The 22,154-nt window shown below is 57.5% G+C and carries 17 protein-coding genes; 6 read left to right on the plus strand and 11 right to left on the minus strand.

The window, feature by feature from the left end:
- Nucleotides 1-6 precede the first annotated feature (6 nt).
- The 3 genes from CDH48_RS12505 to CDH48_RS12515 are packed head-to-tail and all read right to left on the minus strand — an operon-like array spanning nt 7 to nt 3,201.
- Nucleotides 7-405, minus strand: coding sequence for a response regulator (locus CDH48_RS12505; RefSeq protein WP_100689089.1), 399 nt, complete (start codon nt 403-405; stop codon nt 7-9).
- Nucleotides 386-1,546 carry a response regulator gene (locus CDH48_RS12510; RefSeq protein WP_100689090.1) on the minus strand — a complete coding sequence of 387 codons (1,161 nt, stop codon included), beginning with the start codon at nt 1,544-1,546 and terminating at the stop codon, nt 386-388. Before CDH48_RS12510 ends, CDH48_RS12505 begins: the two co-directional genes overlap by 20 nt.
- Entirely contained in the window at nt 1,537-3,201 is a 1,665-nt protein-coding gene (locus tag CDH48_RS12515) for a diguanylate cyclase (RefSeq protein ID WP_100689091.1), read from the minus strand. Before CDH48_RS12515 ends, CDH48_RS12510 begins: the two co-directional genes overlap by 10 nt.
- Before the next feature lie 103 nt (nt 3,202-3,304).
- On the opposite strand from CDH48_RS12515, the gene CDH48_RS12520 reads away from it, so the two are divergent.
- Together CDH48_RS12520 and CDH48_RS12525 are read left to right on the plus strand one after the other, a co-directional pair.
- On the plus strand, nt 3,305-5,095 hold the full coding sequence (locus CDH48_RS12520) for a sensor histidine kinase (RefSeq protein WP_227521076.1): 1,791 nt from the start codon (nt 3,305-3,307) through the stop codon (nt 5,093-5,095).
- A complete protein-coding gene (locus tag CDH48_RS12525; protein WP_100689092.1) occupies nt 5,092-7,089 on the plus strand; it encodes an ATP-binding protein in 1,998 nt (665 codons plus the stop codon). Before CDH48_RS12520 ends, CDH48_RS12525 begins: the two co-directional genes overlap by 4 nt.
- Nucleotides 7,090-7,151: 62 nt before the next feature.
- On the opposite strand, the gene acnA is transcribed toward CDH48_RS12525, so the two are convergent.
- On the minus strand, nt 7,152-9,929 hold the full coding sequence (acnA, locus tag CDH48_RS12530) for an aconitate hydratase AcnA (RefSeq protein WP_100689093.1): 2,778 nt from the start codon (nt 9,927-9,929) through the stop codon (nt 7,152-7,154).
- 285 nt (nt 9,930-10,214) lie between these two features.
- Between acnA and CDH48_RS12535 the strand changes: the two genes are divergently transcribed.
- Nucleotides 10,215-11,678 carry a B-box zinc finger protein gene (locus CDH48_RS12535; RefSeq protein WP_100689094.1) on the plus strand — a complete coding sequence of 488 codons (1,464 nt, stop codon included), beginning with the start codon at nt 10,215-10,217 and terminating at the stop codon, nt 11,676-11,678.
- Between the two features lie 28 nt (nt 11,679-11,706).
- Here the strand turns inward: CDH48_RS12535 and CDH48_RS12540 are convergent, their stop codons facing one another.
- Nucleotides 11,707-13,155 (minus strand): rhomboid family intramembrane serine protease, encoded by a 1,449-nt coding sequence (locus tag CDH48_RS12540; protein WP_100689095.1) that lies wholly within the window; start codon nt 13,153-13,155, stop codon nt 11,707-11,709.
- A 195-nt stretch (nt 13,156-13,350) separates the two neighbouring features.
- Between CDH48_RS12540 and CDH48_RS12545 the strand changes: the two genes are divergently transcribed.
- Nucleotides 13,351-13,800, plus strand: a complete 450-nt coding sequence (locus CDH48_RS12545) for an OmpA family protein (protein ID WP_100689096.1) — start codon at nt 13,351-13,353, stop codon at nt 13,798-13,800.
- A gap of 59 nt (nt 13,801-13,859) precedes the next feature.
- Here CDH48_RS12545 and CDH48_RS12550 read toward each other — a convergent pair whose 3' ends face one another.
- The 5 genes from CDH48_RS12550 to CDH48_RS12570 all read right to left on the minus strand — a co-directional run bounded on the left by CDH48_RS12550 (nt 13,860) and on the right by CDH48_RS12570 (nt 18,011).
- Nucleotides 13,860-14,261, minus strand: a complete 402-nt coding sequence (locus CDH48_RS12550; RefSeq protein ID WP_100689097.1) for an MAPEG family protein — start codon at nt 14,259-14,261, stop codon at nt 13,860-13,862.
- 2 nt (nt 14,262-14,263) lie between these two features.
- The gene (locus CDH48_RS12555; RefSeq protein ID WP_100689098.1) at nt 14,264-14,506 is read right to left on the minus strand and encodes a GlsB/YeaQ/YmgE family stress response membrane protein; all 243 of its coding nucleotides are present in this window, start codon (nt 14,504-14,506) and stop codon (nt 14,264-14,266) included.
- A gap of 120 nt (nt 14,507-14,626) precedes the next feature.
- Nucleotides 14,627-15,325 carry a lysophospholipid acyltransferase family protein gene (locus CDH48_RS12560; protein ID WP_100689099.1) on the minus strand — a complete coding sequence of 233 codons (699 nt, stop codon included), beginning with the start codon at nt 15,323-15,325 and terminating at the stop codon, nt 14,627-14,629.
- Between the two features lie 47 nt (nt 15,326-15,372).
- Nucleotides 15,373-15,975 (minus strand): class GN sortase, encoded by a 603-nt coding sequence (locus CDH48_RS12565; protein WP_100689100.1) that lies wholly within the window; start codon nt 15,973-15,975, stop codon nt 15,373-15,375.
- A complete protein-coding gene (locus CDH48_RS12570; protein WP_227521077.1) occupies nt 15,972-18,011 on the minus strand; it encodes a marine proteobacterial sortase target protein in 2,040 nt (679 codons plus the stop codon). Before CDH48_RS12570 ends, CDH48_RS12565 begins: the two co-directional genes overlap by 4 nt.
- Before the next feature lie 423 nt (nt 18,012-18,434).
- On the opposite strand from CDH48_RS12570, the gene pdsR reads away from it, so the two are divergent.
- Both pdsR and CDH48_RS12580 read left to right on the plus strand, forming a co-directional pair.
- On the plus strand, nt 18,435-19,136 hold the full coding sequence (gene pdsR, locus CDH48_RS12575) for a proteobacterial dedicated sortase system response regulator (RefSeq protein ID WP_100689102.1): 702 nt from the start codon (nt 18,435-18,437) through the stop codon (nt 19,134-19,136).
- A gap of 3 nt (nt 19,137-19,139) precedes the next feature.
- Complete coding sequence (locus tag CDH48_RS12580) at nt 19,140-21,206, plus strand: ATP-binding protein (RefSeq protein WP_100689103.1); 2,067 nt, start codon at nt 19,140-19,142, stop codon at nt 21,204-21,206.
- Nucleotides 21,207-21,221: 15 nt separating this feature from the next.
- Here CDH48_RS12580 and CDH48_RS12585 read toward each other — a convergent pair whose 3' ends face one another.
- Nucleotides 21,222-22,010, minus strand: coding sequence for an ATP-binding protein (locus CDH48_RS12585; protein ID WP_100689104.1), 789 nt, complete (start codon nt 22,008-22,010; stop codon nt 21,222-21,224).
- Between the last annotated feature and the right edge of the window lie 144 nt (nt 22,011-22,154).

Below are 22,154 nucleotides of genomic sequence, written 5' to 3' on the forward strand. Positions count from 1 at the left end.
GGGAGCTTAACCGATCGTACAGTCCTGGTTCCAGATCCCACGAATTCTTTCGGCCAGCGTAAGCGGATCAAAGGGTTTGGGAATAACGCCCGCTGCCCCCTGTGCAAGGTAGCTCTCTATTTCGTCACTCTGCACTTTTGCTGTCATGAACACAGCGGGCGTTTCCGTATAACCCGGCAAATCGCGGATGGCCTTCAGCGTGGCAGGGCCGTCCATACCCGGCATCATCACATCAAGGAGGATCAGCTGGGGCCGGCATTCATCTATCTGCTCCAGCGCCTGAGTCCCGGATTCGCAGGTTGTCAGATCAAAACCACCAATATCCTCAAGTGCCAGCGCTGCGACGGTTCGGATATCCGGTTCGTCTTCAATCATCAGAATGCGTTCAAGAACCGTGTCTGGCATCGTCTGCGCCCTGTTCCTTGTGTTCAATTCCCAGCCTTCGCAGCAAAGTAATGCATTCCGCACTGCCTGCCTGCTCAGCCGCCAGTAGAGCCGCTGTTCTCATGACCAGTTTCGACTGGCTGACATTGCTTTTGCTTAGAAAATACACGGCACCGATCAGCTCTCTCAGATCCAGGGGCAAACGCCACTGCACCTTGATCCGGTTGCCCAGCCTTTCTGCCCAGTAAGCGATGGCCGAATCAATCTCTTCAAACTCGGGCGGCTCACCGCTTTGGTCGCAGTGGTTCTGCAACACTTTCAAGGCTGCCAATTCCCCGGCACGGCTCAGCAGGCCAGCCGTGTAATAGATCGCCGGCGTGTCACCCACTTTTCTGGCCAGCGCACGGGCAGCTTCAGCCACTCGCAACGCCTGTTCCTGCTCAAGCTGTGCCCGCTCTGCCAGGCGCGGGCAGGAAAGCTTGCCGGCAATATCCAGCGACAGGGCCAGCGCCTGATTCAGCGCCATCGCAACACCCAGCAGACTGATTGCCTCTTTCAGGGTTTTGATCGGCGTGCCAGAGCGACGAAACGAAGCGCTGTTCGCCACCTCCAGCATTTTTGCGCTCAGCGCCGGTTGCTTTTTCCATTCTTCAGCGAGCATGCCGGCATCCAGCTCATCACGTTTTTCCATGAGCGAGAGTATTGCCCCGGAATCGATCTGGCCGGGCAACTGAATTGGGGAATTACAGGCTGCCTCCATTTTTTCATTCAAGGTGGTGGAGGCGCCATCCAGATTGATTGCGGCAGGCACCAGTTCAGTCAGTCTCTGGTGCAGAACATCCACCTGAAACGGCTTGCTGATGTAACCATTGATGCGCAGATGCGCGGCTGCGAGGATGGAGTCGCGATCCGCACGGCCACTGATCATGATTACAGGCACATCGTTATCGACTTTTCGCACCGCACGAATAAGCTCAAGCCCGGTGCCATCCGGCAGATTCCAGTCTGTGATAACCAGATCCACACGCTGTTTCTGCCAGCCCTCGAGCGCATCTTCCACCCGGGTATGCTTGCGGATCGCGACCCCCGGGTAAGCAGCCGCCACAACGGTTTCCAGAAGGTCACCGATCAGCTCGTCATCTTCGAGTATCATTACCTGCATGGCGGTTCCTCAATGGCAACCGTAACGCCATTGCGCCCGGCCCGCTTGCGCTGATACAGGGCCTGATCTGCCGCCTCGATGGCCTTTTCACCAGACGCAAAGGCGTTCAGTGCCGCAACACCGGCGCTGAAAGTCACTGAAAACTCTTCATTACCTGCGTTAAACACCAGCCGCGCAAAATCCTGGCTCAGGGCCTCAAGCACTTCAACAGCTTTATCCAGCGAGCATTCAGGCAACACAACGACAAATTCCTCGCCACCATAGCGGCCAATGATATCGGTATTACGCAACCGGTGGCGCAGCAGGTTGGACAAGGCCTTGATCACCGTATCGCCCGTTGCATGGCCATAGGTATCATTGATCCGTTTGAAATGATCCAGATCGAGCATGGCGACCACCGAGTCATGGCCGGAACGGATACAACGTGCGTGCTCGCGATTCAGCTCGGTTTTTGCAAGCCCGTGTTTGAGAAGGCCTGTGAGGCTGTCAAGCGACACCAGCTTGCCAAGCTGGCGGGCACGATAGCAGCGTATTCTCGCGGTGCGTAGCAAAAACTCGTCGGATACCGGCTTGGTGACAAAATCATCACCGCCCCGGGCCAGAACGTCCAACTGAAGATCCCGGTCTTCTTCCGAGGAAAAGAAGATAATCGGCAAACTGACCCATTCTGCCTGGAATCGCAGCATCCGTGCCAGAACCGGGCCCTGGTAGTGCCCCATCTGTACATCCATGAACAGTATATCGGGCCGGAATTCGGCCAGCTCCGCCAACAGGCGAGACGGGTCATCAAGCGCCCTGACCTCCAGGCCGCCGCTGGTGAGAACCAGCCGGTAATGCTCAAGCAACTCCGGATCATCGTCAATGATCATCACCCGTCCGGTCAGTGTTGCCAGCCCCTCCGCAAGCAGTTGCTCAACGCGATCGGCCAATGCCGGAATATCCTGGGGTTCATCAATACAGGCATCCACGCCAAAACGGGCCAGCCGGTAGCGGGTGGTAAAATCATGGGCCTCGCTGAAACAGATTGCAGGGACGCTGTGCAGTCTCTCGCTCCAGCCTGCATTCTCATCCTGCAAAAGCGTGTCCCTCACCATGACAAGCTCCACATCCTCCATGCTTTCCGGCCAATCCTCCTGCGGGCCGAGACTGCGAAGCCGGTAACCATACAAAGACAAGCCTTGGGAAATCAGCTGCGCAAGTTCCTGGTCCGGTTCCTGAATCAACAATACTGGCTGCGCGCAGGTTTCAAACGCCCTGGGCTGGTGCCAACCCGTTGATACCGGCTCGGCTGAGCCCAGGAGATCGCCAAGACCGACAATCTGGCTTTCAAGGCCTGCCGCCAGCATGTGTGTCAGCTGCCGGCGAATCTGCTCACGGTCTGCCCCGAGAACAACCTTGTCTGCCAGAGGCTGGAGGGCAATTTCCAGCTTTCTGGCCTGTTCACCCAGCCTGGGAAACCCCATGGTGCCCGCAGAGCCAGCCAGGCGGTGCAGCAGCTGGCTGGCAGCAATCAGCTCGCCGACCGCTTCCGCATTCCGGGATGCATTGAATATACTGGCGACCAAACAATCAATTTCACGTATCGTTTTATCCTGAAAACGGTTACGCAGAGTCTCCAGTTTTTTGCGCACCTCGTATGAAGGACTGTGAGGCATAAAGGCTCTTGTTGGTTTGTCACGCACGAATGCTATGAATGTCGTTTCAATTACTGTTCAATCAAAACAAGTTTTTCTGTAAATAGCCAGACAGGAGCAGGTCTTGAGTCATATTTCCCTGGTTGTCCGCCTTGTCATCATAGTGATTGCCGGCAGCCTGACAGCGGTTGGTGCCGTTGTCTATACCGCTTATGGGGCGTTAGTGGAGGACTTTCAGGCCAATCTTTCTGCCCAGCAGGCAAGCGAAACAGCCAATGTTTCCAATCTTGTCAGTCAAAGCCTGGAACTTCGCCTCAGCGCGCTTGATCAATTCACCCCCCTGTTGGTTGATGATAACCGGCTATTGCCCCGAGACCGGCTAACAGAACTGCTGCGCAAACAGAAAAAACTGGCGGAGCTGTTTCCCCACAGCCTCGTTGTGATGTCTTCAGACGCCACCGCACTCGCGGAGAACGTTCATGTGCCCGGCAGAGTGGGCACCTGGTACGGCGACCGCTACCACGTAAAAGACGCCATTGAAGCCCGCCGTCCCATCATAAGCCGCCCCATTATAGGCCGGACGACGGGTGTGCCGCTGATGGTCTTTACTGCTCCTATTGAATCCAACAACGGGGAGCTTCTGGGCCTTCTGAGCGGCAGTTTGCGCATGGACCAGACACGGCTGATCCCTGAGTATATACGAAGCGGTGCCAGTGACGACTCATTGTTCCTGGTCGTCGATACCAGCAATTTCTTCTTTGTTGAAGGCTCTGGCGAAAGCCGGATGATCGAGATGCTGCCAGATCCCGGGGAAAACCTGCTAATTGATGCCGCCCTCTCAGGCATTCGCTTTGGCGAAGTGAAAGCCGAATCGGGGCAAACGCTGATCTATGCAACCAGCCACCTGCAACGTCTCGGGTGGCTGTTCATCCGTGCGGTGCCCAAGTCACTTGCAACGGCCCCGGCCATGGAAGCCTTTGACCGGTTTCTGCTGGCCAGCGCCGGCCTCACCCTCGGCATACTGCTATTAAGCTACGTGGCTCTCGGATCAACCACCGCAACATTGACCCGGATGACCCGGCGCATAGGCTCCATGATACAGAAGCCCGAATCTTCCCGGCGCCTCCGGGAGCAAGGTGCCCCGGAAGTGCGGGATCTGGCCCGGGCATTTAACCGTTTAATGGATGAACGGGATGCCACCAACCGCCTCAAAGACAATTTTGTTTCCAATGTCAGCCATGAATTACGCACCCCTCTGACATCCATGAACGGTGCCCTGAAGCTCCTCCAGTCCGGAGCAGCAGGGGAGCTTCCCGAGCGCGCCAGAGACATGACCGCACTGGCCCTGCGCAACGGTGAACGCCTGCAACTGCTTATCCGGGACATGCTGGATTTCAACAAGCTCGCCAGCGGCAAGATGCGCCTGAGTTTTCAGGCGGAAAACCTGCAGGATCTTGTTAGGGATGCGGTATGCAGTAACCAGGGCATGGCGCAGGAGGCGGGAGTCCGGTTAACCGCAAAGGAAATCCCCAAAACAACTCTGTACACAGACGGCCACAGGCTGCGCCAGATTCTCGATAACTTTATCAGCAACGCCATCAAATTCTCACCTGCGAACGGTCAGGTGAGTGTCCATGCCCGGCAGACCGGCGATAACCGGCTGCGCATTACTATCAGCGATCAGGGGCCCGGCGTGCCGGATGATTTCAAAAACGAGATTTTTGAACGCTTCGCGCAGGCGGAAGTGGGCACCACAAGGGCAAAGGGTGGCACCGGCCTGGGGCTGACCATCAGTCACCAGCTTGCGGAGCTCCTGAACGGCAGTGTCGGGTTCTATAACAACAACGGCGCGCATTTCTGGGTGGAACTGCCCATGGGCGACCCTGAAGCAGACGAGGCGGCGAAGGTATCATGAAAGCACCCGACCTACCTGAAAATGAAAGTGCCCGGCAGGCGGCACTGGACCAGCTGCGGATTCTCGATACCCCGCCTGAAGCCCGCTTCGACCGGCTCACCCGCATGGCCGCCAGGCTTCTGGATGCCCCCATTGCGCTGATTTCCCTGATTGACCACGACCGTCAGTGGTTCAAGTCATCTGTCGGCCTGGATGTCAGTGAAACCCCGAGAAGCCTGTCATTTTGCGGTCATGCCATTTTCGACAAGGAGCCGCTGGTCATCGAAGACGCGCGCCTGGATGAACGCTTCCACGACAACCCGCTGGTGACCGGCGACCCGAGCATCCGGTTCTACGCAGGCATGCCCCTTCACACTGCCGATGGCCACGCCCTGGGCACCTTGTGCGTTATCGACCGCAAACCGCGCACACTTGGCAAAGAGTGCCGTCAGTACCTGCGCGACCTGGCCGACTGCATCGAGGAACAGATCAGTGCCCGCAAGCTGGCTCTGCACTACCGGGAACAGGAGCTGCAAAACCAGAATGACTCGCTGGTCATGCTCAAACAGCTTGTCGACCTGGTGCCCGGAGGGCTGTATCAGTTCCGCCGGTATCCGGATGAAAGCATGAGCTTTCCGTTCACCAGCAAGGGGGTCGAGCGCTGGTTTGGCGTAACGGAAGAGCAGGCCCGGGAGAGCGCGGCCGAGCTTTTTGCAATGATCCACCCGGAAGATACGTCTGCCGTAATGGCTTCCATTGAGGAGTCCGCCCGGCAGCTGAGCACCTGGTCCATTCAGTTCCGGATATGCGACAAAAACGGGCAGGTACGCTGGGTTGAAGGCAATTCCACACCACAGAAACTCCCGGATGAAAGCATCATCTGGCACGGATACATGGAAGACATCAACGACAAAATGCAGGCTACGGTAAAGCTGCAAGAAAGCGAACAACAGCTCCGCCGGCTGTTCGAACTCGCCCCCTCGGGCATTGTTCTTGCCGACTATCGCAGCGGTGCCATCATTGATGTGAACGCCTCCATGCTGAGATCAACGGGCTATCGTAAAGAGCAGTTCCTCGAACTGGACTACCGCCAACTGCTCGCCCCCAGTCATCTGTCGTTGCGCGCTGAAATTCTGAAACAGCTGCAAGAAACCGGCTACTTTGGCCCTGTAGAGCAGGAGATGATTGACAGCAAAGGCAATTTTTATCCTGCCATTGTGCACAGCATGCTGATTCGTGACGCTGTCGATCGCAAACTTTTATGGGTCCTTGCAGAAGATATCTCCGAGCGTAAAAAAATAGAGCGCATGAAAAACCAGTTCGTTTCTACCGTCAGCCACGAACTGCGTACACCACTCACGTCGATCACAGGTTCCATAAGCCTGCTGGCCAGCGGCGCCGCCGGTGTTTTGCCTCCGAAAGCGCACAGTATGATGGCCATTGCCGAACGTAATACGAAGCATCTGGCCTCACTGATCAACGACTTGCTGGACATAGAAAAACTGGTAGAGGGCAAGCTGAGCCTGGAGTTGCGGAAACAGGCGCTCGCGCCACTACTGGAGCAGGCAGTTTCTTTAAATGAGCCCTACGGTGCGCAGCGTGACGTCACACTTGCTCTGTCCCCCGATACCCCCCGGACAGATGTGGTGGTAGATAGCCAGCGGCTGCTGCAGGCGCTGAACAACCTGATATCCAACGCCATCAAGTTTTCCCCGGCGCCGGGCCAGGTTGAGGTTTCAGCGCAGCTGCATGCGGATGTGGAAAAACCGTTTGTTTCCATTGCCGTTGTCGACAACGGCGAGGGAGTTCCGGAGGCCTTCCGGGACCAGATTTTCAATCGTTTCGCCCAGGCGGACAGTTCCGATACCCGCAGGCAGGGCGGAACCGGCCTGGGGCTGGCAATCACGCGGGAACTGGTTACGGCCATGCATGGCGAGGTCGGTTTCGACTCGGTGCCGGGACAGGGTTCCACTTTCTGGATACGCCTGCCGGTGGCCGGTAACTATACGCCATAATAAAAACCGGCAGCCTTTATTCAGACTGCCGGTTTTCGTTTTCAACCAGCCAAACGGCTGGATCAGGCAGATTTAAGCATCTCTCGCACCACATAGTGCAGGATGCCACCGTGGACGAAGTACACCGCCTCGTTGGCCGTATCAATCCGCGATTTCAGATCACAGCTTGCGGTGGAACCGTCCTTGTAGGTTACCGTCATGGTCAGGGTCTGGCCCGGTGTTATGTCACCAGACAAACCATTGATGCTGATGGTTTCCTCACCGGTCAGCTTGAGGCTCTTGCGGTCCGTACCTTCCGGGAACTGCAGTGGCATTACGCCCATGCCGATCAGGTTGGAACGGTGAATCCGCTCGTAGGATTCCGCCACGACCGCGCGCACGCCCAGCAACCGAGTGCCCTTGGCCGCCCAGTCGCGGCTTGAGCCGGTTCCGTATTCCTTTCCGGCAATCACAACCAGCGGGGTTCCCTGCTCCTGGTACTTCATGGCGGCATCGTAGACCGGCATTTGCTCCCCGGTGGGCACAAACTTGGTGAAACCGCCTTCAACACCGTCCAGCATTTCGTTGCGGATGCGCACGTTGGCAAAGGTGCCGCGCATCATCACTTCGTGGTTACCCCGGCGGGAGCCGTAGGAGTTGAAGTTTTTCGGCTCTACTCCGCGCTCCTGCAGGTACTTGCCAGCGGGGCTGTCAGCACTGAAGGAACCGGCGGGGGAAATGTGGTCGGTGGTCACCGAATCCCCCAGCAGGGCCAGAATATTCGCGTCCACAATATCTTCCACCGGGTCCGGCTCCGGGCCCATACCTTCAAAGAAGGGCGGGTGCTGGATGTAGGTGGAATCTTCCGACCAGGTGTACACCTTGGTTTGCGGCACTTCTATGGCCTGCCAGGTGGCATCGCCGTCGAACACCGCGGCGTATTCGGTGCGGAACATGTCGGTTTTGACTTTTTCCACCGCCTCGGCCACTTCCTGCTGGCTCGGCCACAGGTCTTTCAGATACACCGGGTTGCCATCCTGGTCCTCACCCAGCGGGTCTTCCGCCAGGTTCAGCCGCACGTTGCCAGCCAGGGCGTATGCCACTACCAGGGGCGGCGATGCCAGCCAGTTGGTTTTCACCAACGGGTGAATACGGCCTTCAAAGTTACGGTTGCCAGACAGCACCGAGGCCACAGTTATATCGCCATCGGTAATGGCTTTTTCTACCGCATCCGGCAGCGGGCCGGAGTTACCGATACAGGTGGTGCAGCCGTAACCCACCAGGTCAAAACCCAGCTTGTTCAAGTCGTCCTGGAAGCCACCCGCCTCCAGGTACTCGGTAACCACTTTGGAGCCTGGCGCCAGAGAGGTTTTTACCCAGGGTTTGGTTTTCAGGCCTTTGGCCACGGCTTTGCGGGCCACCAGGCCAGCCGCCATCATCACACTGGGATTGGAGGTGTTGGTGCAGGAAGTAATGGCAGCAATCACCACCGCGCCCGGGTCCAGACGGGTATCCTGCCCGTTGAGGGTCAGCTCCCGGCTGCAGGGATGACGATAGCTCTTATCGACACCCACGGCGGTCTGGCCACCTTCGGACTTCAGTTGGCTCTCACGCTTGTCTGGCCCGTCCGAGGCTTTCGGACTGCCTTCGGCGGTTTCCATCAGCAACTCGAACGCCGCTTTCATGTTTTTCAGGGCGACCCGGTCCTGCGGGCGCTTGGGTCCGGCCATGCTGGCTTCAACATCGCCCATGTCGAGCTCAAGAGTGGCCGTGTAAACCGGCTCATGGCCCGGCTCACGCCACAAACCCTGGGCTTTGGCGTAGGCTTCCACAAGCTCGATCTGCTGATCGTCGCGACCAGTCAGCCGCAGGTATTTGAGGGTTTGCTCATCCACCGGGAAGAAGCCGCAGGTTGCGCCATATTCCGGCGACATATTGGCGATGGTGGCACGGTCTGCCACGGGCATGTCTTTGAGGCCATCACCGTAGAATTCCACAAACTTGCCCACCACGCCTTTCTTGCGCAGCATCTCGGTAACGGTGAGAACGAGATCCGTGGCGGTGATGCCCTCTCGCAGTTTGCCGGTGATCTTGAAACCCACCACCTCGGGTATCAGCATGGAGACCGGCTGCCCGAGCATGGCGGCTTCGGCTTCAATGCCACCCACACCCCAGCCAAGAATGCCCAGGCCGTTAATCATGGTGGTGTGGGAGTCTGTACCCACCAGCGTATCCGGATAGGCAATGGTTTTATCGCCCTGTTCCCTGTGCCAGACGGTTTTGCCAAGATATTCAAGGTTTACCTGATGGCAGATACCGGTTCCCGGCGGCACCACGCGGAAGTTATCAAAGGCTTGCTGGCCCCAGCGCAGGAATTCGTAGCGCTCCTGGTTGCGCTCCATTTCGATGGCAACGTTTTCTTCAAAGGCTGATGAAGTGCCGAACCTGTCGACCATTACCGAGTGGTCAATAACCAGATCCACAGGCGACAGCGGGTTGATCAGCGCGGGATCTCCACCTGCCTTTTTAACCGCCTCGCGCATGGCGGCCAGATCCACCACGCCGGGCACGCCGGTAAAGTCCTGCATGAGAACCCGCGCCGGGCGGAACTGGATCTCCGTATCCGAGCGCTTGTCTTTCAGCCATTGCACCATGGCATCTACGTGGCTCTGATCCACGGTTACGCCGTCTTCATTGCGCAACAGGTTTTCCAGAAGTACTTTCAGGGAAAAAGGCAGGCGATTGATGTCGCCGAGGGACTCTGCCGCTTTCGGCAGACTGTAATAATGGAAGGTTTTACCGCCAGCACTCAGGCTGGTGAGTGTATTCAGGCTGTCTTTGCCAAGGCTGTCATTCGTCATAAATTGTGCCTCCGTTCTTCGTCATGATCCGAGCACTTTTACAAGTTCCGCTGCGACCGCAAACAATCAGGCTGGCGCAAAACTCAGGGAATGTGAAGTCTTATATAACTATTGCATCGAATAATTATAGTTCAACCTCACTCCCGTGAATGTTCGCAATTCATGGCCCGAATACCACACTGCGAACACAACCACGACAATCTGCCAAAGGGTTTGCTGCGATTGTCCCGGACATCTGGCATGATTGTAACTCCGCTTTCTGACGGATCAGGACAAACACCTACCGTGAAACACGATTGCCACTACCACCCGGGCGACCCTGCCAAATGGCACTGCGGCGAATGCCAGATTCACTACTGCGCGCGCTGCATGCCTGATGCGGATACCCGTCAACGCCGAGCTCTGTGCCCGGGGTGCAGTAAAGCCATGCGGTATCTGGGAGCCGCCACAGAGATCGTCCCCTTCTGGAACCGCATTGGTTCGTTTTTTCGCTACCCGTTCCACACGGATCCGCTGATCGTCATCGCTATCTGCACACTGGTCCCTCTTTTTGCACCCGCCAACCTGATCGGTCTTATCGTATGGCTGGTGCTCGCTCTGGCCCTGTTCAAATACACCTACGCGGTGATCAATCATACAGCGGAAGGCCACCTGACTCCTCCATCCGTATCGGTTGCCTTCACCGGCAGCGGGTTCAACGTGGTTATACTCCAGTTGCTGGTGTTCATTGTCATGGGCGGCCTGGTGGCCTCAGCCGCCATGCTGGGCGGCCCCTTGCTGATGCTGCTTGCATTGGCATTTGTGGTACTGGCATTGCCTGCCAGCATCATGATACTCGCCATGGAGCGGTCGGTGACCGCTGCGGTCAACCCAATGAACCTGGCCGTTCTGATGTCCCGTATTGGCACGCCCTACTTCCTGCTTTATGGCTACCTGATCCTGCTTACCCTGGCCTCCGGTGTGGCCCAGGATTTTGCCCACAATCACTTTCCTTTCTGGTTTTCACAGCCTTTGTCCGGTTTTCTGAACAGTACCTTCACCCTGATCCTGTTCAATATGCTGGGCTACCTGTTGTTCCAGTATCAGGAGGAGCTGGGATTTGCCTCGGATATTCAGGGCGACACCGATGGCATGGATATGCATCAGCGGGATCGCAGCACGCGCTTTGACGCCGACATTGATATGAACCTGAAAGATGGAAATTACGACCGTGTTCAGAGCATGCTGAAAGAGGCGCTGAAGCGGAACCGGGAGGACCCGCTGCGTATCGGCCAGCTCCACCAACTGCTGGTTGCCCGAAACGATGCGACGGAGCTTTACCAGTATCACCCGAGGATCCTGGGCTGGCTGGCCGACCGGAACGATAACGCGGGCATAGCCAGGGTTCTGGCCATGCTTGAGGAAGCCGAGCCGGGGTTCAAGCTGGATGACCCGGAGCTGTCCGTGCGCTGTGCCCGCTGCCTGTATCAGCGGGGGCAATACAAGCTGGCTCTAAAACTGCTGCAGGACTTCCACAAACGTTTTCCGGACAGCGAAGAGCTGGCTCCCGCCTATTTGCTGGTTGCACAAACGCTGGCAAACGGTCTGAACCAGTGGGAGAAGGCGACAGCGTTTCTGACGTTTATCCAGAAGCGTTGCGCGAATCACCCGCTGCATGAACAAGTGCCGGTGTTTCTGGAGCAAGCTGAGAAGAGAGAGTTGCTCAAAGGCCCAAAGGCGTCATTCTCACTGGCAGACCAGGGAAGGTGAGGGGAGGCCCTCCCGGCTACCGCCAAACTTAGCCAGCCTGAAGCAACTGCCGGTAGTGCCGGGCTTTCGGTGCCATTTGGAGCTTTTCAAACTCTTCTGCTAACAGGCGACACGCCTCTGCAGTCAGCAGCGGATCATCCGCTCCACGCAGCCGCTCAAAGGCTTTCTCTGCCGCCTTGAGATCGTGCTGCTTGAGACTGGCGAACAACACCCGGTTATGGTCTTCTGCCGCAAGGGGATTATGGCCCTCCCCTTTGCTCAGGTATTCCTGCCACACGGAAATCATCTGCTCCGGCTGGCGGCGACTCAGGGCATCATTCATCAGCTCCCGGGTGCGGTTCCGATACTCTGGCAAGTCCGGTCGGAGTTTGGCGAGATGGTATAGGTGCTCCAGCAGTATGGGCCTGTCGGGATAATTCCCGCGCAAAGCTTCAAACTGCCGCCGGGCCAGATCGAAATCCATCCTGCCCAGGCTTGCCATGGCCTGGGCGTAGCCGGCTGTGAAGCGTTCGTCCTTTTCGTCCTCTTCCGGCTCAAAAAACTCCTCGCGTACCTGCAGCCAGCTTTTGCCCAGCAGCCAGACCAGCCCGGCACCAGCCAGCAGGCCGCCAGCGTGGGCCATGTAGGCAATACCGGTTGCACCGGCGTACCAGTAGTCGTAAATTTCCTTGCCCAGCCACACCGGGAGTATGGCCAGAGCAGGCGCCCGGAAGTAGTTGAAGTACACACCGATGAAATAGAAGAAGCGGATTTTTTTCAAGCCGTAGATGGCCACGTACATGCCCATCAGCCCGGAGATCGAACCGGAGGCCCCTACAAGCGGTACATGGCTGCCCGGCGAGAACAGGGTGAAAACAACACCAGACAGCGCACCGCAGAGCAGATAGGCCAGCAGATACCGGCCCGGGCCGAGGGCTTTTTCAACGGTAAAACCCAGCAGGAACAGGAACAGCAGGTTACCGACAATGTGCCCCCAGCCCCCGTGCAGGAACTGGTAGGTAATCAGCGTGTATAAGGACAGTTGCGCGGGAATCAGCCCCAGTTGTTGCGCACTCAGGCGCTGGATGTAGGTTTCTTCAATAAGGCTCCTCTGCTCCAGCCAGTGTCTTCGCTCAGCGGGCGCCCAGATCACCTCGCGATTTTGCAGCAGGTACTGGTAAAACTCGCGATCCATGAGCAGGCTGACGGAAAGCCAGAATTCCTCGTCATCTTCCCGCAACTTCTGGAACTGCCGAAGCTCGAAAACCCGGTCTTCTTCACCGTCAAAGCGGATTTTGCGCTGCAGATAATCCTCATAGGCGGGCCCTTCCAGTGCCGGCAACCCGGAATCCATATAGGTATCGACTGCCTGTTCCAGCTTGCGGCTGTCTCCCCCCTGGTAAAACAGGGAAACCAGAATGCAACTGAGCATCAGTCCAAGAGTAACCCAGGGTGGGTGCTTCCAGTTAACGGCGTTCTCGGCGGGAATTATCAACATGGGCGGTCACAATTCATCATAATCTGTCCCTGAAATGGTGTTTTCTATCATATCAGTGTCTTGTTTTGGCGCTTAAATGGCTTTCAGCGCGAAGGTTATTTCTAGACCTTCCGCCAATTGCCGTTATTCCCGCCTCCGCTGATAGTGAGCCGGAATAACAAGAAAAACCAGAGACCTGGAACAAGGATACTGCAGATGACCATACTCGTACTGGAGAACCCGGAGCTGATTGCCAAAGCTGTCCTGGCATCCGGTTTTAATGCGACGACCTTTCCGGCCCAGACCGCTGAAGCCATACGCCCGCACCGGATGAGGTTTCACTACAGTTTCAACAAGCACACGCTGGAGAGCTCAGACAGGGCGATTATCCGCCAACATGCTGCCTATCTGAGGCAGCACCCGTCCATCAATATCCGGATACATGGTCATGCTGATAACTTCGGTGCCGAGGACTATAACCGGTTTTTGTCACGACTGCGGACAAACGCTGTCGCCAGACTGCTCATTGAAGAGGGGGTTTGCGAATCACGCCTTCTCACTGCCAGCTGGGGGTCAGCCCGCCCCTTCACAACGCCGGATGACAGGGCCGCTAACCGCCGGGTTGAGATTGAATATCTGACCAGCGAGATGGCAAAAGCTCTCTAGAGAAGCAATGGCCGGGGCCGGAATGGTTGGGTTGGCCCCGGATTCTGTGGCTGGCACCGTCAGCCGTATACGCTCCAGACATTCCAGAGCAGAAGAATCGCGGCTGCCAGAATGGCCAGCCAGGTCAGCACTATGCCAAGCGCCCGTGCTTTATGCTCGCCGCCATGGCCACTAATCATGCCCCAGGCATGGAGAATACGGCCCACCACCAGAGCCATACCTGTCCAGTAAACAAGGCCGCTCGCCACACCGTTCAGCTCCGCGATACCCAGCATGATAAGACCCAGCGGTGCATACTCTATAAGATTACCGTGGGCCCGGACGGCCGCCTCAAAATCACGATCGTCGGTTGTGCCCAGGGCTTTTTTGTACTTCAGGCGGAATCTCACCACCTGCACCGATAACACCAGCAGAAGAATACCGAGTACGGCCGCAAACACTCCGGTAACAGGTACAATCATGTTCAGCTCTTCCTGATTTTGCTGACAATCGCCAGCAGTAATATTGCACCCACTGTGGCGGTTACCAGTTCGCCAACTGCGCCCTGCGCCGCAAGGCCCAGCAAACGGAATACAAAGCCGCCAAGGAAGGAACCGACGATACCAATACCAATATTAGCCAGCACACCGAAACCACGGCCTTTCATAATCAGACCGGCGAGCCAGCCGGCTACACCACCAATAATCAGGAACAGAATCAGGTTCATCTTTTGCCTCTCTTGTAGCGGGGATTCCATGAAGCATTCATCGAAAAGCGCAATCAGACTCGCAAAGACTGCCCTGTTTTTGCCCTTGTTTCAACCACTTCGGCCAACGAACGCTCGACCTCAGAGAGAGGCAACGGCTGCTGTCATCTGTTGGTGGCAACGTTCGATCAGAGCGGGAACATCATCAGTGGTCAGGCCTGTAGTTTCCACGGGCGGCAAAATCCGGACAGCAACAGGTTCCCGCTTACCGAGCCAGCTCACTGCCTTGTTCCGGTATTCTGCGTTGCAAACCATGACAATCGGAGCACCGGATGCCACGGCCGCATAAAAGGCCCCTTTTTTGAATTTCTGCACGCCACGGCCTTTGCTGCGAGTCCCTTCCGGGAATACCCACAGGCTTTTGTTGTCCTGAATAATGGCATCGCTGGTGGCCTGCATAACAGCAACAGCCTTACGGGAACGAGAGCGGTTCAGCATCACGTTGCCTCCCAGCCAGAACACAAGCCCAAATCCGGGGAGCCACACGAGCGCTGATTTACCAACCGTAACCGTACGTGGAGGCATCAGATCACCCATTACAAACAGATCATCGTTGTATTGATGGTTGGCAATGACCACAACCGGTCGGTCTTTTGGCATGTTCTCTGCCCCCTGCAGGGGCCGCTTCATACCCAGTATTACCCGGCCAACACGCGCCATGGTCCAGCCCAGCAGCCGGTTGTTGTCCGGGTTGAACGGCCGGAAAATATAAACCGGTAACGCCAGGAAGCAGATCACAGGAACACTCAGCCAGGCCAGCAGACTTCTTGCAACATCCATACGGAAAACTCTGAAACAGGATTTTGGCGCACAAGTGTACGCCAGATTTACAGACCTGCAACAGTGTCAATTTCCACTGGCGGGCCCTGGATACTGCCACCCTCTGCATGAGCCTCCACCACATACCGGAGCGGGCCTCCCGCATCCATGCTGTTGAATGGATAACAGGTAACCAACAGCAGCACATTCCCGGGCAACGTTTGTGTATCAATGAACTCCGAGCGGCTATCCACAATTCGTGTTTCGTGTACCCGATAACCCTGCCACCGGCCGTCCCGGCGTTGCAACCGGAGCTCGTCACCTTGTTCCAGGTGTTTCAGGGGCCGGAAATGTGTATCCCTGTGCCCCGCAATCACCACAGCACCCCGCTGGCCATAGGCTCCCATCATCTGACCTGGCCCGAATGCCAGGCTTTCGCCATGGACGCCGGCCAGTACAATCATGGAATCGCCCACATCCGGCATAGACAGCTTTGCAACAGGCCAGGTATCTGCCCAGGGCCATGGCCGTGCCTCCGTCTGCCGAGCCTGGCTTTCAGCCCAGGCAATTTCCAGCAATTCCTGGGCTACCACCGCTTTTAACGGAACCCAAAGGCCGAACACCAACAGGGTGGCAGAGCTGGTTATAAGCAACAGCAGTAAACGGCTCATGGGTACGCCCGCCTTTGCAGCAGCATCATCGCAGCACCGAGCATCAAGCCAAAAAAACCCAGGGCAATCAGCAAAGGCGCGAAAGTAGCCGTTTGTGGGTAGCGCGCCAAACCGGGCTGGCTGCCAGCGGGTAACAGAGTCGGCAGATGATCCCGCACCAGACGGGTCTCTGCAGCACGAGCCGGCGTTTTATCAACCGCCACGAAGCTGGTAAAAGGCGACATCAGACTGTGCTTAACCGCCAGTTCAGTGATCTGTGTTTTGGCCGGTTCTTTCGCCTGAATCCGCGCTTCATCCAGAAGACTGTCGATTTTCTCCCGCGCCCAGTAGCGATTCAGCCCGGTGCCGGGTGCTGCCTGCTGTAAATCCAGGTTTTGCTGCCACTTGCCACCTCCCGGCAGCTGGCCAGACACACTCAACTCACCCGTCGGCGAAACGCCACGTACCACCTGCAACAAGGGCTCGCCCTGAAACAGGTCACCGGGCCGGAGCGGAAAGCTGTCTTCCATTGCCGCTTCAGACTGCCCCGGCCAGTTCACCTGGATATCCGTCAACACCGGCGCCTCCATGGCCGCAAACAACCTTGCCAGCGGCCCACTGATATCCGCCGGATCCTGTACCGAGGTATAGCTGCCACGCCCCCAGCGTGCGGCCTCGCGCATGAAATGCCTGTTGGGCGCTGAACCTATGGCCACCGTAAACAACCGCTGATCACCCAGCTGGCGCCGAATCTGGCTGAACAGCGCCGATTCATTGCCCACCGCGCCGTCAGTTATAAACACCACCTGGCGAACTCTTGTGGATTCTTCCTGCAGCTCACCAGTGTTCTCGCCCTGTCCTTCCAGTGCCAGGGTCAGTGCCGGCGCCATTTCCGTACCCCCATCGGCCGTCAACCCGCTCACATACTGCCGCGCCCGGGCCAGATTATTGGCCGTCGCCATTTCCGGTCGCATAAACAAAGCGTGGGGCTGGGAATTAAACTGAATCACATTAAACCGATCACCAGGCGCCAGCGTTTCCAGCCCCAGCTGTAAAGCTTCCCTCGCCTGCCGAATCGACTCCCCGGCCATAGAGCCGGAAGTATCAATCACAAACGTCAGGTTCCGGGGCAAACGGGTTTTACCCGCCCGCCCCGGCATCACCATCGCCAGCAGATAATCTTCCCCCTCCCACTGCTGATGAAAAACCGCCGCCCCCGGCTCCTGCCCCGCAATCGGCTGCCAGCGCAACACAAAATCCCGGTTCATCACAATATTCCCCGCCCGGGGTGCTACCGACACCACCTGCCCATCCTGCCGGGCAGCCACCTCATGGCTGGGGCTGAATACCCGCGCCAGCGGCAACCCGGCATCAACCGTAAGCCGGACCGAAGCCCGGTGGCTGTCCGCTGCCACATCGGCCACATCCACCGTAAAGGGACTGATCGCATCCGCATCCGCCACCTCCGTGGTGGGCACCGCCCAGCCACCCTGCCACTGCTGCGGCGCCACCACCAAAGGCTCACCCGGCATATACCGGGGCGTCAGCGTCGTCGGCACACTCAACTCAAACACCCCATCCCGATAGCTCACCAACTGCTGATAACTGAGCTCCACACTCACCTCAGCCCCCGGCGGAATATTCGCCACCCGAGTGGTAAATAAATTCGGCCGCTGCTGCTCAACCGTCGCCGCATGACGCCCGGCATCCCGAGCCGCCTCATAAGTCTTCTTCGCTTCCGCACGGGGCTGAACCTCCCCCACAATCGTGCGCCTTCCCACCTTCATGGTCAGCCCATAAACACTGGCCTTTTCCGGCAGCGGAAACACAAACACCCCCTCGCGCCAGTCATCACTCGTGTTCTTAAACGACCGCACCAGCTTACTGTCTGCAATCAGCCCACTAACCCGAACATCAAAGTCACTCCCCAGCACCAAAGCGGGTTCCTGCCACTGCCCTTTACCGTCCACAAAGTGCAAGGCTCCTGCGGAATCTTCATTGCCGGTGTTGGCCTCTGCATAAAGCGGCTGCACAAACAAAACCAGCAACATAGCCATCCACAAACTAACCCCTTCCATAAAGCGCCGAACACGAATCGAGCGCCCTGCACTGAGCCCGCGCGAGCGGCTGAAGCCCCTCCCGAAACCGTGCGGAGCCATGGATGGCGGAGCCGAGCGTACAGGGACGTATCCACAGCATGTTTCGGGAGGGGCTTCAGCCGCTCGGGTGGGCGGACTAGAGCAAAACGGGAAAGCGCTATGTTGAGAGGACAGAGAAGAAAACATCATGGCAATAATCCTTTGGCTACATGACTAAATCAGACACAGCCATTCCACCAACCAAAAAAGGTACCCCCATGGCAGAATCAAACATTCCGCGAACAAAAAATGATGAATTATGGCAACGCAGCAAGCTACCCTTGTTCTAAACGCCTCCCGTGTTTAAATAGACCCCAACACCCACAAACAACAGCCAAAAACATGAAAAAACACCTGGTTCTGATAGAGGACGAACCCGCCATCCGCGACAACTACCGCGCCGCCTTCGAACGCCGCGGTTATCGCGTATCCACCTACGGTGATCGGTCATCAGCATGGCAGGTCCTGCGCCAAAGCCTGCCCGACCTCGCCATCATCGACGTCGGCCTGGGCAACGAACCCGAAGGCGGCTTCACCCTATGCCAGGACCTGCGCTCGCTATCCGCAACCCTGCCCATCATCTTTCTGACCGCCCGCGACAGCGACATAGACTCAGTACACGGCCTGCGCCTGGGCGCCGATGATTACGTCACCAAAGACATGAGCATGGAACATCTGCTGGCAAGAGTGACCGCCCTGCTGCGCCGGGCCGACGCCTGGGCCGAAGCCCTGCAAAAGCCGGATGAAGTGGTCAACCGGGGCCGCCTCAGCCTCAATGTGGACCGCATGACCGTAGCCTGGGATGAAAACGCAATCGACCTCACGGTTACCGAATTCTGGATGTTGCATTCACTGGTGCAGCACCCCGGCCACGTGCGCAGCCGCGAGCAACTGATGAAAGCCGCCAACACGCACCTGGATGACAACACCGTCACCTCCCACATCAAACGCATCCGCAGCAAATTCCTGCAGATCGACAGCACCTTCGACAGCATCCAGACCGCCTACGGCATGGGCTATCGCTGGAACGCCCGTGAGCTCTGATTCGTGACCCTCAAGCGCCAACTCTTCGTTGCCAGCCTGCTGATGCTGCTGATTCCCTGGGCCGGCCTGCAGTTTGTTCTGGAACTGGACCAGGCTCTTCGACAACAGGCGCTGCAGCAATTAAAAGACCAGGCAGAGCGATTGGCGCAGACTGCCGGCGACCTCAGCCTGGACCTTCCCCCGGTGGCCTCCCGGACGCCTGCCATCTACGTGGAAAGCCTGAACACCCCACTCAAACTGGACGGTTTCAGTGACGACTGGCCGGGCTACGATGAGAGTGAGCAGCTTCAGCCCTGGCAGTCTGCTGCACAGTCGGATCAACCCAGAGAAAGCACCGGCAAACCCACCCTGCGCTGGCAAGCGGCTACCGACCAGAGACATCTGTACCTGCTGATACGCGTTGGCAACCGCCAGCCTGTATTTTTCAACCCCGGCTCCCCGGAACAGCCCCATGACCGGCTCCTGCTCTGGCTGGAGCCTGCAGACGGGTCACTGAACCCCGCGGCCCGGACAGCTTCCTGGCTGATACGAACTCCTGCACCGGGCAAGGTTTATGCAACGACGGTTGATGCCGCCAGTAAAGCAAGCGAAAACACACCCGACTATCGTGTCAGCGGAGCCTGGCAGCCGGCAGGCAACGGCTGGCAGCTGGAATTGGAGCTTCCCAAGCCGCCGCGGGGCAGCCGCCTGGGTTTTGCTGCCCGATGGCAGGACACCCCGGAACCGGCCCAGATATCCACATCAACAAACCCGCTACCGGTTCTGGTCGAGCGCAAACCCTTGCTGGAACGGCAGCTGGCCCCGGGTATGGACCGGGGGCAAATGGCCCGGCTGGTTGAGCCCGCGGGCTGGATAATCGCTCAACAATCAACACCTGCGCGGCAAAAACGGCCAGAGTTTGATGAACTCAGCCTCTTGCAGATTGCCGAACACATCAGCCTCAATGCCTTGCGGGCGCTGATACAGATCTATCAACCAGAACCGGCAACCCTTGCTGCCGGTGCCAACCGGCTGAACATGGATGCCCTGCCAGCCGAAGGCCTCGTGCGCCATGAAAACGGCAGCGTCTGGCTGATGACCACCGAGCCTGTCTTCGGGGGACGAACCCTGGTACTGGAACAATCCATGGACCAACTGTTAACACTGTCCGGCTCCACCCTTGGCTCAGTCATCGCCCGCAGCACACTGATGATTGTTGGCCTCACGCTGGTTTTGCTGGGCTATGCCAGCTGGCTGTCCTGGCGTATTACCCGCCTGCAGCGTGCAGTCAGTACCAGCATTGATGCCGACGGCCGGATCATTGGCACCCTTCCGGGCTCCAGCGCCCAGGACGAACTGGGGCAGCTACAGAACCACTTCGCCCAGATGGCCGACCGGCTGCACGGCTATAATCGTTACCTGGAGAGCTTTTCGCGGCGCCTGTCCCATGAACTCAAAACTCCGGTGGCGGTGGTGCGATCTTCGCTGGAAAACCTCTCCCACAGTGAAACTGAAGAAGAGCGCTCGCAATACATCGGGCGCGCAGCCGCAGCGACCGAGCGCTTGCGGAAAATACTCAATGGCATGAGCGAGGCGGCCAGGTTGGAGCAAAGCTTTGATCATGCTGACAAAGAGACCTTCGATCTGGCGGAGGTTATCAGCCAGGCAACTGCGGCCTATCAGACCCTGGATCCACATCATCAATTTAACTTCACAGGGCCGGAATCCGGTATCCTTCTGGCCGGCTCCCCTGAGCTGATGGTGCAGCTGCTTGACAAACTCGTGGATAATGCCCGGGATTTCACGCCGCAAGACGGTCAGATTCATATTGGCGTTGAGCAAGCGGGGAGTCAGATTTGCCTGTCCGTTTTCAACGAAGGCTCGGCCCTGCCGGATAATCCGGACACCAGCATTTTCAGCCCCTTCGTATCCGTTCGCCAGGGCCAGGAAGAAGGGCATCTCGGGCAAGGCCTGTTAATCGTTCAACTGATCGCCGATTTTCACGGTGGGCGCGTTGAAGCCGAAAATCAGGCTCGCCATGGCGTTGAAGGTGTGTGTTTCAAGGTTCTTATGCCGTCCGCCCATTGCTAGTGTCCCGTCTGGAACTCATCTCTCCAAACCGGTTTCATCACCGGCAAACTGCCGGTAAAACTGCTGCGCCGTGCGGCCATTGCGCACGCCTTTTTGGGTGGCAAAGCGGATGGCTTCACGGTGCAGGTTTTCCCGATCCACAGCGTCCGGGAATAGCGCATCCACCGCCTGCAAATACACTTCCTGGGGAAAGGCGTAAAAGGATAGCTGCAGGCCAAAGCGGTCGGCCAGGGAAACCTGTTCCTCAATGGCCTCAGCGGGATGAATTTCGCCATCCTGAGTGTGGCCTTTCAGGTTGTCAGACATGAATTCCGGCATCAGATGGCGCCGATTCGAGGTGGCGTATACCCGAACATTCTCCGGAGGCAGCTCCAGTGAACCTTCAAGCACGCTCTTCAGGGCCTTGTAGCCGGATTCGCCCACATCAAAGGACAGGTCATCACAGAAAATGATGAAGCGATACGGCAAATCGCAGATGTTATCCACAATCTCCGGCAGGTTCACCAGATCATCCTTGTCGACTTCGATGATTCTCAGGCCCTGCTCCCTGTAACGATTAAGCAGTGCCTTGATCAGGGAAGACTTGCCAGTGCCTCTTGCACCCCAGAGCAGCACGTTATTGGACGGCTTGCCGGCCAGAAAGCGTTCGGTGTTGCGGGCAAGCGCCTGCTGCTGGTGCTCAATACCGGTCAGAGAGCCCCATTGAACCGGATCCAGCCTTCGCACCGCACGCAAGCCGGAGCGATGGCGCCGCCACACCGCTGCGGGGGTTGATGACCAGTCAAAGGGTTCATTTCCAGACATGTGCTCTGTTCCTGTTCAGCTGTTTATTTACCGCCTTGCGTTCCGGCTCACCGTCGGGCAATGCGGTATCAGTATATCTGTATGAGCTGCAGGGGGGCTATCGGGAAGCTAACAAGGAGAAAAGGTGCAGAAGCCTCGCCTCTG

The sequence above is a fragment of the Marinobacter aromaticivorans genome, assembly GCF_002806975.1.
In the GTDB taxonomy this organism is placed as follows: Bacteria; Pseudomonadota; Gammaproteobacteria; order Pseudomonadales; family Oleiphilaceae; genus Marinobacter; species Marinobacter aromaticivorans.